The sequence below is a fragment of the Candidatus Methanoperedens nitratireducens genome, from assembly GCF_900196725.1.
GTDB classification, from domain to species: Archaea; Halobacteriota; Methanosarcinia; order Methanosarcinales; family Methanoperedenaceae; genus Methanoperedens; species Methanoperedens nitroreducens_A.
The window spans coordinates 23,994-37,424 of sequence record NZ_FZMP01000206.1 but is presented as its reverse complement, the minus strand read 5'-3'; the positions used below and the strand labels follow the sequence as shown (position 1 = coordinate 37,424).

Annotated in this window: 20 protein-coding genes; 9 read left to right on the top strand and 11 right to left on the bottom strand. The window is 42.3% G+C overall.

The annotated features are described in order from the left end of the window. From MNV_RS14830 to MNV_RS14815, 4 genes are all read left to right on the top strand, one after another. Positions 1–396: transposase (locus MNV_RS14830; protein WP_143311818.1), on the top strand; the 396-nt coding region annotated here is incomplete at its 5' end. 343 nt (positions 397–739) lie between these two features. Continuing rightward, on the top strand, positions 740–976 hold the full coding sequence (locus MNV_RS14825; RefSeq protein WP_096206725.1) for a hypothetical protein: 237 nt from the start codon (positions 740–742) through the stop codon (positions 974–976). 26 nt (positions 977–1,002) lie between these two features. Then, positions 1,003–1,863, top strand: a complete 861-nt coding sequence (locus MNV_RS14820; protein ID WP_096206724.1) for a hypothetical protein — start codon at positions 1,003–1,005, stop codon at positions 1,861–1,863. Positions 1,864–1,885: 22 nt separating this feature from the next. Then, the gene (locus MNV_RS14815; protein ID WP_096206723.1) at positions 1,886–3,070 is read left to right on the top strand and encodes a glycosyltransferase family 4 protein; all 1,185 of its coding nucleotides are present in this window, start codon (positions 1,886–1,888) and stop codon (positions 3,068–3,070) included. Here the strand turns inward: MNV_RS14815 and MNV_RS14810 are convergent. The 5 genes from MNV_RS14810 to MNV_RS19840 all read right to left on the bottom strand — a co-directional run bounded on the left by MNV_RS14810 (position 3,056) and on the right by MNV_RS19840 (position 6,966). Further along, positions 3,056–4,138: a glycosyltransferase gene (locus MNV_RS14810; protein ID WP_096206722.1), complete on the bottom strand. Its 1,083-nt coding sequence runs from the start codon at positions 4,136–4,138 to the stop codon at positions 3,056–3,058. The two genes, MNV_RS14815 and MNV_RS14810, sit on opposite strands and share 15 nt — an antisense overlap. Positions 4,139–4,145: 7 nt before the next feature. After that, a complete protein-coding gene (locus MNV_RS14805; protein ID WP_096206721.1) occupies positions 4,146–5,606 on the bottom strand; it encodes a B12-binding domain-containing radical SAM protein in 1,461 nt (486 codons plus the stop codon). Positions 5,607–5,647: 41 nt separating this feature from the next. Further along, the gene (locus MNV_RS14800) at positions 5,648–6,379 is read right to left on the bottom strand and encodes a polyprenol monophosphomannose synthase (RefSeq protein WP_096206720.1); all 732 of its coding nucleotides are present in this window, start codon (positions 6,377–6,379) and stop codon (positions 5,648–5,650) included. After that, the gene (locus MNV_RS14795) at positions 6,376–6,555 is read right to left on the bottom strand and encodes a hypothetical protein (RefSeq protein ID WP_143311817.1); all 180 of its coding nucleotides are present in this window, start codon (positions 6,553–6,555) and stop codon (positions 6,376–6,378) included. Before MNV_RS14795 ends, MNV_RS14800 begins: the two co-directional genes overlap by 4 nt. Positions 6,556–6,795: 240 nt before the next feature. Continuing rightward, complete coding sequence (locus tag MNV_RS19840) at positions 6,796–6,966, bottom strand: hypothetical protein (protein ID WP_179294011.1); 171 nt, start codon at positions 6,964–6,966, stop codon at positions 6,796–6,798. Positions 6,967–7,173: 207 nt separating this feature from the next. On the opposite strand from MNV_RS19840, the gene MNV_RS14790 reads away from it, so the two are divergent. Beyond that, entirely contained in the window at positions 7,174–7,548 is a 375-nt protein-coding gene (locus MNV_RS14790) for a YkgJ family cysteine cluster protein (protein WP_096206718.1), read from the top strand. Positions 7,549–7,636: 88 nt separating this feature from the next. Here the strand turns inward: MNV_RS14790 and trmY are convergent, their stop codons facing one another. The 5 genes from trmY to MNV_RS14770 form a co-directional block, all read right to left on the bottom strand. Next, positions 7,637–8,200 (bottom strand): tRNA (pseudouridine(54)-N(1))-methyltransferase TrmY, encoded by a 564-nt coding sequence (trmY, locus tag MNV_RS14785; RefSeq protein ID WP_096206717.1) that lies wholly within the window; start codon positions 8,198–8,200, stop codon positions 7,637–7,639. A 34-nt stretch (positions 8,201–8,234) separates the two neighbouring features. Further along, complete coding sequence (locus MNV_RS20875; RefSeq protein ID WP_257000083.1) at positions 8,235–8,492, bottom strand: rhodanese-like domain-containing protein; 258 nt, start codon at positions 8,490–8,492, stop codon at positions 8,235–8,237. 14 nt (positions 8,493–8,506) lie between these two features. Further along, on the bottom strand, positions 8,507–9,595 hold the full coding sequence (locus MNV_RS14780; RefSeq protein ID WP_257000082.1) for an MBL fold metallo-hydrolase: 1,089 nt from the start codon (positions 9,593–9,595) through the stop codon (positions 8,507–8,509). A gap of 41 nt (positions 9,596–9,636) precedes the next feature. Continuing rightward, positions 9,637–9,885, bottom strand: a complete 249-nt coding sequence (locus tag MNV_RS14775) for a YciI family protein (RefSeq protein WP_096206716.1) — start codon at positions 9,883–9,885, stop codon at positions 9,637–9,639. A gap of 139 nt (positions 9,886–10,024) precedes the next feature. Continuing rightward, positions 10,025–10,579, bottom strand: coding sequence for a copper resistance protein CopC (locus MNV_RS14770; protein ID WP_257000084.1), 555 nt, complete (start codon positions 10,577–10,579; stop codon positions 10,025–10,027). A gap of 21 nt (positions 10,580–10,600) precedes the next feature. On the opposite strand from MNV_RS14770, the gene MNV_RS20870 reads away from it, so the two are divergent. From MNV_RS20870 to MNV_RS14760, 3 genes are all read left to right on the top strand, one after another. Further along, positions 10,601–10,741 carry a hypothetical protein gene (locus MNV_RS20870; RefSeq protein ID WP_257000081.1) on the top strand — a complete coding sequence of 47 codons (141 nt, stop codon included), beginning with the start codon at positions 10,601–10,603 and terminating at the stop codon, positions 10,739–10,741. Positions 10,742–10,945: 204 nt separating this feature from the next. Then, on the top strand, positions 10,946–11,314 hold the full coding sequence (locus MNV_RS14765) for a hypothetical protein (protein ID WP_143311816.1): 369 nt from the start codon (positions 10,946–10,948) through the stop codon (positions 11,312–11,314). A gap of 261 nt (positions 11,315–11,575) precedes the next feature. Further along, positions 11,576–12,550 (top strand): radical SAM protein, encoded by a 975-nt coding sequence (locus MNV_RS14760; protein WP_096206727.1) that lies wholly within the window; start codon positions 11,576–11,578, stop codon positions 12,548–12,550. 44 nt (positions 12,551–12,594) lie between these two features. Here MNV_RS14760 and MNV_RS14755 read toward each other — a convergent pair whose 3' ends face one another. After that, positions 12,595–12,792 (bottom strand): antitoxin VapB family protein, encoded by a 198-nt coding sequence (locus MNV_RS14755; protein WP_143311815.1) that lies wholly within the window; start codon positions 12,790–12,792, stop codon positions 12,595–12,597. Positions 12,793–13,024: 232 nt separating this feature from the next. On the opposite strand from MNV_RS14755, the gene MNV_RS14750 reads away from it, so the two are divergent. After that, the gene (locus MNV_RS14750; protein ID WP_096206712.1) at positions 13,025–13,426 is read left to right on the top strand and encodes a M67 family metallopeptidase; all 402 of its coding nucleotides are present in this window, start codon (positions 13,025–13,027) and stop codon (positions 13,424–13,426) included. Positions 13,427–13,431 lie beyond the last annotated feature (5 nt).

Sequence of the window (13,431 nt, the reverse complement as noted above, 5' to 3'; positions counted from 1 at the left end):
AAAAAGTCTCCTGAGGATATTGCAAAACTCTATGGTGCAAGATGGGATATTGAACTTCTTTTTAAAGAATTGAAAAGCAGATACGCCCTAGATGTTGTGAATACAAAGAACACACAAATTATCGAAGCCTATATCTGGATATCGATTCTTACACTTTTTGTAAGCAGGAGAATATATTCATTAGTTCGGAGGTATAATCCAAAAGATATTGGTTCTCGTTTTACACAATTGCGATGGAGTACGATTTTTGCTGAAAATGCCGATAGACAACTTACTCTGATACTTGGATATTATGGAATTGAAAGAACCATTATGACAGTTATGAATGTCTATTCAAGTCAGGCACTTGATCCACAAGTCAATCGATATCGGTTCAGGGACGACTGGTGGGCTTAACCGATGACGAATGGTTAATATTTAATTTATGCTCGCTTTTTAACTTACTCAGTAATTTATTGATTCAATTATGAGCACATTTTTAGTGCATTATACTGAGATTGTAAAAACTTTTATTAATCAACAGAAACGTTATATTTAATAAAACCTATTAATTACACTCGCGAGGAATTTTAATGCAAACACAGAATTTACGTAACATGAAACATTTTTTTCTATTAATTCTTGTAGTTATTTTTATTAGCGGCTGCGTAGAAAAAAAAGATATTACAAAGGAACAGTTACAAAAAAAATTTCAGATATCAATAATATATATAACGAGAAAAAAGCCAATGGATACAATTTGTCTGTAGTAGATAGTCTGATAGAAGATGCTCGAACCTCATATGAAAAAAATGATTACAAACATACTAGTGACTTATTAAACCAAGCATTTAAAGAACTTGAAAACGTTAAACTAAACGAAACACCTAATGAACTAATAAACTCAACTACAAAATCTTTACAAGCTTCAAAAATACCACCAGAGTATCAAAAGCAGATTGAAGATATAAATAGTTGGCTTGATAAAAAATCATAGACTGGTATCCTCAGAGATATAATAAAATGGAGTTTATCGGTATTATACCACCATTAGTTACTGAAAAAAGTACAAATGATATAAATTATAAGTATATCGAACTTTTGGAAGATGCTAATGTCGATACAATCGCGATTTATCTATCACCAACATGGACCTCGCAAGAACAGAAATACTACGATCTATTCAACAAAATTAAAAAAACTAACAAAAAATTGTATGTAGTATTTCAAGCTTATACGCCTATCAAAAAAATGACATGGAACGAGTACGTCACTAATGAGTTAACAACAATTGATAAGGTAGTCCCTGAATATAAACCGGATTATTTTGCTATTGTAATTGAACCCGAAACAAATATAAAAAATGCTTATCTTGGGAATGTTTCTGTTTCAAACTGGAAAATTCTAATAGTTGAGTCTGCAAATAAAATTAAAAAATACAATCCTTCGACTAAAACAATAATAGCTACATCAAAAAATCAAAATGAGATTAATATTATAAATTCGACAATGACGGTTTCAGGAGTCGATATAATTGGATTAAACAATTATGGTCTCAAAATGGATATTTTTGATAAAGTAATAAGCGCAGCTCATAATAATAATAGAGAAGTTTGGATTACAGAGACTTGGATTGATTGGAAAAATGTTGATAAGGCATGGTTAGAAGAAGTTAATAATAAGTGGATAAAGGCCATGGTATATTATTCACAGCAAAAAAATATTTCAGCAATAGCACCTTTTTTTACCAGATATTTTTTTACATACGCCAATAATACTGATCTTGAAAAGGAATTACCAGTAGCTTTAGAAAATAAAACATTCACATCAACTTTTTACGAATATACATCCACAATAAGAGAAGTAAAACGTAAAGTCTCATAAAAATCTCTCTAATAATCTTAAGATGACTTCCATATGTTTTATTACTTACGAATACCCCCCGCAAATCGGCGGGGAAGCCGCTTACACTTCCGGTTTAGCATCAGCCTTGAATGATATGGGGAACGATATCACTGTAATAACAACAACCTCAGGAAAGAGCATGGATATCTCAAAAGAGGGAGACATAAGGGTTATACGCCTCCCGAAGTCACGCGTACTTCCAAAGATGCTCTCCTTTAGTATAGATGCCAGGAAGATACTGGAAAACGGTGCTCCGGGAAAAATAGACATTATACACAACACAAGCGATTACAATGGAATTATCATTCCCGGCAATAAAAAGAAGACCCCGGTAATCGCAACAATACATCATCCGTATGCAGAGGAAAGGCGGATATATCGTGCAAGTACGAGCAACATTGAATATTTTAAATATGCCATCCATAGAAAAATAGACTATCTTGAATATAATAGCAAGCTGCTCTGCCGGAAATCGGATAGATTAATCGCAGTAAGCAATTATACCGCAAAAAGCGTAACGGCAGAATACGGCATACAACCGGATAAGCTCAGCATAATACCAAATGCTGTCGATATAAACCGGTTTAATCCGGATATTGACGGCACGGAGATCAGGAAGAAACTTGGTATTGCAGCAGAAAAGGTAATCCTGTTCGTAGGCAGGCTGGATTTCCAAAAAGGTATTGAATACCTCATATCCGCCTTTTCTAAGATTGTTAAGGAATTCCCTGAGGCGAAGCTAATAGTCGTAGGAGACGGACCTTTAAAAAATAATGTCAGGGCTGCTATAAACGAGTCTGGCTTATCTAAATCGGTTTTTCTTATGGGGCGTACAGATACGGATGATTTGCCCAAAATCTATGCAGCATGCGACCTCTTCGTTGTTCCCTCTCTCATGGAAGGATTCGGTATAGTTTACCTTGAAGCCATGGCTAGCGGCAAGGCTTGTATCGGGGCTAACATAGGCGGTGTGGAAGATGCTATTGTAGACGGGCATACCGGACTTCTGGTTCCGCCGGCGGACTCAGATTCAATCTACTGCGCTATAAAAAAATTGTTGTCTGATGAGGATACCCTGGCAAGGTTCGGAAAAGAAGGCAGAAAAAGAGTGCTGGAGAATTTTACCTGGAAAAAAGTAGCTGCTCAAACCTTGGAAGTATATAATAAAGCATCAGGTAGTGTTTAATAATGGATCTAAAGTATCCGTTTCAAAGTTCTCTATTATTTTTTCCCAGGAGAAATTTTTTATAACATAATTATACCCCTCGGCGGGTCTGTTGCTCTTACACGTCAGAGCTTCAACGATCTTATCAGCAAAGTCCCTGACATCAGTTTTACTCTGGTAAGTGTATTCCTTGAATTGCCTGAGGTCCCCAATATCATTGCATGCTACCGGTTTTTCCATAGCCAGATACTCCCTGAGCTTCATGGATGTTCTAAAATGGTTTACCATCCTGTCCTCGTAATAAACTATGCATGTATCGCCAAGCGCTATGTAGCTTGGTAATAGTTCTATCTCAAAAGGTCCTGTAAAAATAACATTTGATTCTAAACCCATGTCTTTGGCAAGCCTTTCAAAACTCTTCTGGTAAGGTCCCCTCCCTGCTACCAGGAGGGTACAGTTTTCGATTTTTTCCCTTACTATTTTTATAGCCTCCAGTATCGGTTTCATGTCTGTAGAGACATCCAGGTGCGCGGTAAAGGTAATTATGTGACGACCTTCAAGACCTAATTTCTTCCTGAGGTCGCGGTCGATATTTTTTCCATCGAGAAGCTCCAGGTCGATTCCCTGAGGCAGGCTATGGATTTTCCGCTCCGGGATATTCCATTCCTTTATAAGGAAATCCCGCAGATTATCGTTATGGACCGTGATCGCATCAAAGAACCGCGGGAATGGCTCCTGCAGGAACCTTCCAGCATGCATCAGAACCCCCTCCCTGTAGGCATAATCCAGGTCATCGATATCAAGGATGATCTTTTTATTCTGCAGTTTTTTGAATATTGCAGGAATGCACGTATTGGGATATGGCTTGACCACTATTATAAAGTCACAATCCATGAAAATCGTCTTTAATAGATAATATATCAAGGAGACAGGAAAATCTAACTGAAATGGCAGTCTTCTTAAAGGTTTGATGAATCTGACATTGTGCCCGCGCTTTGACAGGTATTCAGCTATATATGAAGCTCTCAGCGCTCCTCCGCTCTCTTGCGATCTGGAATAAATTATTATTATATTGTACTGTTTTTTCATGGGTAGTTTAAAAATCCTTCTTATGCCCCGACACCGACTTATACCCCGTGTACGCAAGTTTCAGGTCATTGAACGACCTGAGCGTCAACATTGATTTTGTGATGAACATGGGCTCTTTATGTATACCCCACATCCTGTCGCACCACTCAAGCGGCACAGGATGCGTTTTCAGGACGGGCTGTGACATATCAAGTTTCTCATAATCTTTAGGATCGACAATGAACCACCCCTTTTCAACAGCTTCTTCATACAGAGGAGTTCCCGGGTACGGGACTATCACGCTTGCCTGCAGCGAATCCCCGAATTTCGTTTTGTACAGCATTAATTCGCGGGCTACTTGATACGTTTTTTCTGCATCTTCAAGAGTTTCCCAGGGATATCCCACCATTATTGTCAGCATGACGATCAGCCCGTGGTCTTTGGCATTTTTAACTCCCGCTTTTATATCCTCCACGGTCTCTTTTTTGTTCAGTTTTTGAAGTGTCTTGTTATTTCCTGATTCAAGACCGACTTTTAAAAGTCGAAAACCTGTATCTTTCAGGAGCTTGCAGGTTTCCTCATCAAGCGTATCCGCCCTGGCGTTCGTGGAAAGCATTACCCTGCCCGGCAGTCCCCTATCCTTCATTTCCGAATAGAATTCCCTCATCCATTTTTTGTTCCAGACCGCACCCCCCTCGTTGTCATCGAAGACCTCTTTCACCTTATATTTATTAACAAGTTGCTCTATCTCCTCTGCCACACTCTGCGGCGAACGCAGACGTGCCTTGCAGTTCCAGAAATTATGCTGCCATACGCAAAAGCCGCATGTTCCAACTCCTCGCGGTCCTCCTCCGCATCCCCGCCCTGACATGATGTAAGTGCATGGTTTATAGAGGTAGGCTTCACCATAATTTTCCCAGCCTGTCAGTTCCCGGTCAATGAGAGGCAGTTTATCCAGATCAGGTATCGGAACAGGTTCACCGGTGTTTTTTATTTGCCCGTTCTCCCTGTACCAGATACCGCCGCATAGAGGTAGCCCCTCCGAAAGATGACGGCACAGGCTCAACAGACCGATATCATGGTCACCTCCGGTTATGACATAATCTGTACTGCTGTGCTTCATTGTTTCTTCGGGCAGGGCTGAGACATGGTCTCCAACCAGTACGCATTTGATCTCTCGTCCCTTTTTTATTCTACCGATATAATCCCAGTGTTGCCTGATGATCGGCGTTTTTGTCTCCATTACCAGCAGGTCGGGATTGAAAGCATCTAATTTTTCTTTGAACGATTCAGGATTGAGTCGCTGGTTTATCCCATCAAGAAAAAGAACATCATATCCTGCCTGGTGAAGAATGGTCGCAGCAGTTGCAGGTACTATCGGGTAAATCCTGACAGCCTCTGAGCTTGAATATCGGAATTGCCTGTTCTGCCCCAGGAGGGGATACCTGCCGTTTTTCAATATTGGGGGGTATGCTATGCAAATTCTCATATTACGCCCTATTTAATTTCTTGGTAATAAAAATATACAGTTTAAGCATCCAGATTTGATTCCTGCTGCTTTTGCCCGAACCTCTCATTTAATATCATTTTTAATCTGAACCCATAGAGATAACACAACAGCTTCAGGTAATTGAAATATTCCCGGCTGTCAAGCTTGCTCTTCCCATACTTTCTGGTCTTGAAGGTATAAGGGATTTCTTTCACATTCTTATAAGAACCTTTGGCGAGTATTTCGAGTAATATTTTATAGCCTATGGGACTGAACGAGACATTCTCAATAACCTTCCTCTTAATAAAAAAATACCCGCTCGCCGGGTCTCTCACGTTTGTTAAAGGTCTTGATAGCATTATCGCTCCCCTTGAGACCAGCGACCTGTACATACTCCAGCCTTCGATTTTTCCTCCTCTTGTGTACCTGCTGCCAACTGCGATGTCATGACCGTTCATAACAGCGAGCGCAAAATCTACTATATATTCAGGCGGATGCTGCAGGTCAGCGTCTATAACACCTAAAACATTCCCTTTAGCATGTTCGAACCCGTGTATTACGGCGCTCGCAAGCCCAAGCTTTCCGCTGCGCCTCAGCACTTTTACAGGGTATTCCCCGGACATCTTCTCGGCGACTTCGGCTGTACCATCCGGACTGTTATCATCTACCACTAACAACTCGTGTTCGTATTTGCTAAGGGCTCTCTGGATAGCAGGGATAAGTTTTTTTATATTTTCTTTTTCATTATATGTCGGCACTATGATCGATATCAATTTTCCGCCTCCGTGTACATTAACTCACGAGTAATCTTCAATCCCCGGAGATTTTTCCGTTTACGCCTGGTAAAAATAACGAAAGCCCCATCAACGACCGCGGCTGTGAGCATTGCACTGCTTAGTAGGCTTATATCTGAGAGATTGTTCTCTATAGCAACTGCTTTTTTGGTCATTGGTGCCGCCATTCCTACCAGTATACGGACATACTGGAGGGAGTAATCAACTACATCATCTATCTTGTATATATATTTATTGCCAAAATATTATAATTATGATGATAATTATCATAATAATATAAACGGCAGAATACTCTGGCTAAAGCCCGGAATGTTTAAAGTTATCCGGGATTCCAATGAAAACATTACATATATGCTCTTTGGGAACAAGAAAAAATTAAGTTATGTGGTAAATTATCAGACAGGTCTGGGAATGAACGCCCCAGCTTTTCTCATTATGGATACCTCAATGCTTATCCTCACACTTTCGATTGCAAGCAAAGCTTCGAGTTCACACAGGTTATGTTTCTCAATAACGGCAGAAATATCATTTCCCGCTGCCTGGACTTTTTCAAGCGTTTTACTCATCATCATCACCCTACTATTTTTTTTAATGCAATAACTTATCTTACTTTTTCCACCTGTACTATTATTTGGGAAAGACATATTTATACGTTGTGATTATTTTATAATGCATATTTTCACATGTGTTCTATAACTAACGGTAATTTAAAAAATCAGTATGCAGATAGCCTAAAAGGAAGGCTTAAATTACAATAGAGCCAATTATAGTCCATGATCCATATCCTTGAAAATGTAGACAGGTGGAAGTGCGAATATAAAAAATGCAATGCAAAATGCTGCACCCCGGGTATCCCTCTTACGATCGCTGATATAAAAAGGATCAAGGCACTTGGGTACGCGCTTGACGATTTTTTAGAATCTGCAGAAGCTAACCAGGAACTCAGGATAAAAGATAAGAACGGCAGGTGCTTCTTCCAGGGAGAAAAGCTTGAGTGCACGATACGTGAAAACGAGCCTCTTGTCTGCCGCTTGCTGCCTTTTAAGATCACGGAGGTCTCGTACGCCGACGAACCTATAATGCGCCTGAAACCCGTTGTGGACTGCCCGGGAAAAGGCAGCGGCAAAAAATCGACAGGAAGAAAATAGAGGCTGATGCGACCTCATTTCTCCGTGAGAACCAGCAGCTTATCCGGCATATGAAGAAAAAAGGCGTAAAGGGCGTTTTAGAAGAGCTTTAATCCTGTTTTACAAAAGACTCCCGCTGATCAAGGATATAGTTAATGATACCCACACACGCAGAGGCAAGATAGGCTCTTCCTCCTATCGAGACCTTTTTGCCATATCTTAAAACGAATTCTTCGTCCTTTTTCGGAAGCCCTACCTGGTCGCCCAGCACGAACACAGGATTTTCCCCGAGGTCAATGGTTTTTATGCTCTCGCCGGATTCTTCAAGGACAAAGATATTGCTTTTCTCCTTTACCAGTTGCTGAAGGCTGTTCTTCCTGATGCTTATCCCCGGATGGCTTCCGCCTGAGAGGACTTTGCGCAGTAAATCTTCCCATGTCCGTTCATCGATATGGACATCCCGGATATCCTTCCCATCGACCACCAGTTCAAGCGGAGGCGAGGGCGGTCCCCCCAGGAGCGCATGAAATACGACGTCCCTGCGGATAGCGTGCGACATGAAGAGCGACATCAGTATGCACTGGTAAACAACGTCCAGCCTGCCAGCTTCCCTGAGGCTTCGGAACCTTGCATCTGTCCTTCCAGTGCGTGAATAAAGGATGAATTCTCGCATACCGGTTCACGATATGTCAGCCTGTTTAAGTACGTTATGATTCAGTCGGATAGCCCTTCTTCTTCCATGCAGTCGTACCCCCGAGCAGGTTATATACCTCCGGGTAGCCGTGGCGCTTCAGTATGCTTGCGCCCAGCCCACCCCTGTGACCTACCGAGCACATAGAGACTACAGGGCGGTCGGAAGGAACCTCATCCAGCCTTTTCTCAAGTTCTCCAACATAGATATTGACCGCTCCCGGGATGTGCCCGGCAGCATACTCTTCCTTATTGCGCACATCCAGCAGGAACATATCCTTGTTCTCTTTCAGTTTCTCATAAAGACCAAAACCGTGTCTATTCCGCTCTTCTCAAGCGGCATTCCCCTGTTCTGCCAGTCTTCGATGCCTTCGCAGAGATAGCCTCGTATCCTGTCAAAGCCAACCCTTAAAAGATACCGCCTGGCAGTTTCTACATCCTCCTGTCTCTCAGTAACAAGAAGTATGTCTTTCCCGTACTCAAGAATCCAGCCGGCAAATTTAGGCAATCCCTCCAGCCAGATATTATACGAACCCGGGATATGCCCGCTTGCGAATGAATGCGGCGAGCGCGTATCGACCAGTATGCAGCCGGTCATGCTTCTCTCAAAAACCGGAGCATCAAGAGGCTCAATTCTTTTCTGGTCAGGCGGGGAAGGACCTCTCTTGTTATCATCAGCCATCCTTGCAAAATACGGAGGCAGTGGAAGCGTCTCTTTTATTTTTATCTCAATGAACTTATCCTTCGGTAGATTAAGCATCGGGTTGGTTGCCCGTTCGTACCCTATCGTGCTCACCGGAAGGTCTGCGATATTGCCGCCGCAGGCTGAACCTGCTCCGTGAGCAGGATAAACTATGACATGGTCTCCCAGGGGCAGCAGCTTCCCATAGAGAGAATCATAGAGCTGGGATGAAAACTCAAACTTCTTCTCTTCACCAAGAAGGTCTGTCCTGCCAGCATTGCCGTAAAAAAGCGCATCTCCCGTGAATACCATCCACGGGAACTCCTTCTGGGAGGGCAAATACAGCATGAAGCTCAGGCTCTCAGGAGAATGACCCGGCGTCTCAAGAACCTGAAGCCTCATGTCCCCGATATCGAACATATCACCTTCGGATGCAGGAGCACCGTATCCAAAATCAAGACGGCTGCTATGAATTATCTTGCAGCCGGTAAGAGCCTCAAGTTCCAGCGAACCTGTAAGATAGTCTTCGTTCCTGTGCGTCTCAAAAACATACATTATCCGACAGCAGTTGCTGTCGGCAATCTTAATATACGAATCAACGTCTCTTCTTGGATCGATAACGAAAGCTTCACCGCCGTCGCCAACAATATAAGAATTGTGGGCAAGACCTTCCGAAATAATCTTCTCTATAAACATCCATTGTCATCTCCCTTAACGAATCTACCCAACTTTTCTCTTTACGGGCCGATTAACGCCGTTTTTGCGAATGGCAGGATTGGCGCCCCTGCAATGGCATGCACGGCATCATCGTGTGAGTCAACATCGAGGATGGTCATGCCACCATTGAAGCTGGCGAAAGGAGCAAAGAGCTTCACTTTCCCCTGCTGCTGTAATTTCCCGCAATATTCGCACGTAGCAATGAAGGCATCAATGAACTCAGGCGGTATTGGATAGGTTTTACTCCGGCAGATTACTAAATATAACATGGTTCTAACCTCCTCACTTGGGTATTTGAAATAGACAAAATAAAATTGATATTGTTCCCGTATATAATTTTCCTGTCCCGACTCAGGATAATGATTGAAGTTAAAAGTTAGGGGTTATAATCTTCACGATTATATTCACTCAACAATTATCGAGGTTCAATGAGAATATGTCACCTTTCCTTAATGCTTTTGAATTCTGCGGGGGATAGTAGGTATGACTTGTGTGGGCATCGGTATTTACATAGTTGTCAACATCATCTTCATTAACCCAAGTGACCTTTGTACCCCTGCTTATTCGAATGTTCTGCGGCTTAAAAGCAATCCCCGAAAGCCTAACAGTAACTTCAGTTTTATTGCGTAAATCAGTATAGGTCTCGGCTTTTGTTCTATCAATAATAAACTGGAAATACCCGTCGTGGCAGCTACCATCATGCCAGCAGGCTTTGTAGTTGATCGTGTAGAAACCGTCAGGTGCGCTCGGATCCATATTGCGCCGCATCGCCAACTTATTGGAATCTATAGTTGTTCCTCCTGTACCGTATTCTTTATCGGCAGTCTTTATGGATATCGAAGAGCCTGGTCCCAAGTCAAAATTAAAATCAATAACTACATTTACTGGTACCCCAGCCAGTATAGAGCCGTGCGCTGGAGTATTGCTCTCATAATGTACACTTTTTTTGACCGTTAACGTGATGGATGGCGTAACAGTGGGGATGTGGATACAGTCACAGTGGGGCTGGGAGTTTGCATTGGTGTGGTAGGTTCGGGTGTTGCTGTCGGCGTGGCAGCAGGTGGAGGTGCACCCACACAGCCTGAGATTATTAGCAGTGAAACTATAGCAACAACTGTAACATAATATATTTTTATTCCCCTATTCATAATAAACCTCCAATAGTTATTTATCTGAGAAATATTTAAAAACTTTCGTTGCGATAAATTTTATTGAAAAAGGAAAATAAAAAATTTCCATAATATTGTATTTACGCTATGGCTGGATTGGTCACTGGATTGGACATCTGAAGCCACTTGCTGGATCGAAGCATCATAGCCGATGATTACGATGCCCTCCGTTCTCGTTGCACGACCAGACCAGCAGAGAGGGACCCGGAGGAACGAAGAAGTAGTTACAAAATGTAGAAAATCCTTTGAAGCACTTATTCCACTTGTTGCAACTCAAATATCAAGCGGATATACAATGACATCTCAACTTGCCAGTATAATAGACTCAGGATGTACTGGGAGAGAAGGCGAGCTTCCTAAAAGTGAGCGAATTGAACATATTCGGCAGAAAATATGGAAATTACTTCATATTGGACCACATGAAGGTTATACCGTTACTAGGAAGGATGCTGAATATGTTCTTTGGTTGAGTCTTTCCACAATCCGATACTATGCTATGCAATTCAATAAATTATCCGAAAGCTCATGATACTAAAGGTACTAAACTAAATAGTTTACTAGAACCTCTGCATTCGCACGTTCTACGCAATCCTAATAAGCCTGAATAGGTGTTCTGAAGGTAAGCTAAGCCTACTAAGTTCGTGCGCTATAACGCAAATCTGTCGGCTCTAAAAAGATTTAAGGCTGCAAATGTAGTATAAGCAATGTACGATAATAACAACGGGTATAAAAATAAATACCCACTTTTAAAAGTGGGTATTTATTAAAAAAGCATCTTGGAAATATGAAAATGAACGCAAAGATAAAAGCCGAGCTCATCTCCATCGGAGCGATCGATATTGACCCTTCGCTTCTGGGCAGATTCACCATTCCCACGGCAGGACCTGGCGCCGGGGGCAAAGCTTTCTTTTTCAGGTCGGGCAAGCACAGGGTAAGGCTTGTCGTGGACGAAGGCTCGCCTCTGCGCGCTGTAAAAGACAACGGCGACATAGTGATATTAAAAGGCGGGAAAGAGTTTGTGAGGGGTACTATCGAGGAAGAACTCATCCACTGTCCAGAACAGGCGTATATCACGATGAGCGAGCGCTGCATCTATGATTGCAAGTTCTGTCCTGTCCCGAAACTGAAGGGCAAGGTAAAATCTACGAAGGAGCTGCTGGAATTAGTCGAAGAGGCATACAATCTTGGCAAGATGAAAGGGATCTCGATAACATCGGGGGTTGAGGTGTCGCCTGAGAAAGAGGTGGAAAGGGCTGTCGAACTCGTTAAATCATTGAAGAAATACGACGTACCTATAGGCGTATCGGTGTACCCGACCAGGGATTCATCAAGGTTATTGAAAGAAGCTGGAGCCAGCGAGATAAAGTACAATGTTGAGACGATGGACAGGGAGATTTACGAAAAATACTGTAAAAAACCACCCCTTGATTTCACGCTTGAATGCCTGAAAGACGCTGTCAGTATATTCGGCAAAAACCATGTATTCACGAACTTCATAGTCGGGCTTGGCGAGACGGATGAGACCGTTGAAAAATACTACGAGGAGCTTGCAAAGATGGGCGTGATCCCCGTACTCAGGGCCGTAGGAGTCCACCCCCTCCGTTTAGGGGAGCTTGAAGCCGAGCGCCCCACGAAAGAGAGGCTGCTTAAACTTGCAGAAATGGCGCGCCGGATACTGGATAAGTACGGTCTTGATGCAAGCGTGGCAAAGACAATGTGTTTGCCTTGCACGGGATGTGACCTGAACCCGCATATTGATCTTTAATCGGGATTGGGCAAAACCGGATGGCTCAATACACGTTTCTAGCGTTAGCCCCCTGGTTTTTTCATTACGTTTTCGATATTATTAGCAAGTTCCGTGCTGGGTTTCAGTGAGCGTATATATGCAAGTGTATCTTTCTTTTTAGTGAGTTTCAATATAACATCTGTAAAGCTTTCTTTTGCAGTTTTTTTCGCAAGCAATTTTTCATAAGCTTCAAGTGATATTGTTATGGTTTTTATTGCCATACCTTTCATGTATGTGCATGTACACATATATTTTTTTTCAACGAGGAAAGTATAACCGCAGATGAACGATAAATGCAGATTTGCTATAGAATTGAGTTATCAACATTAATTACTAAATAATTTTATACCGCATAAGTTTTATAGAGACACTAATATATGTTTGAAAAATTAACGGAAATTTCTAATTTTATAATGGAAAACACCTATTTATTGTTGGATTACCCAATGAAGTATGATTAATGAAATAAAAATCTTAAAAAAAGATATGGCATTGATACAGGCTGAATTGGAAGCAAACAAACCCTACGAAGCCTGCGGTGTGCTGATAGGGACAATAAATGGCAGCACGGCGCTTGTGGAGAAAGCCCTCCCTGTAACTAACGCAAAGCGCACCCGGAGAAGTTTTGAGCTTGACCCGAAAGAGCATTATGATGCATGGAATGAGGCTGAGAAGGATGGCAAAGAGATCGTAGGCGTTTACCATACCCATCCGGTCTCATCTGCCGTCCCTTCACTGTGGGACAGGGAGACTATGGAGAACGCCCCGTCGGTGTGGCTTATTGCGGGCGCGGACGGGATGAGGGCGTATGTGTGGGAGAACGGGGTGAAGGCTGTGGAAATAACGGAATATTGACGTTG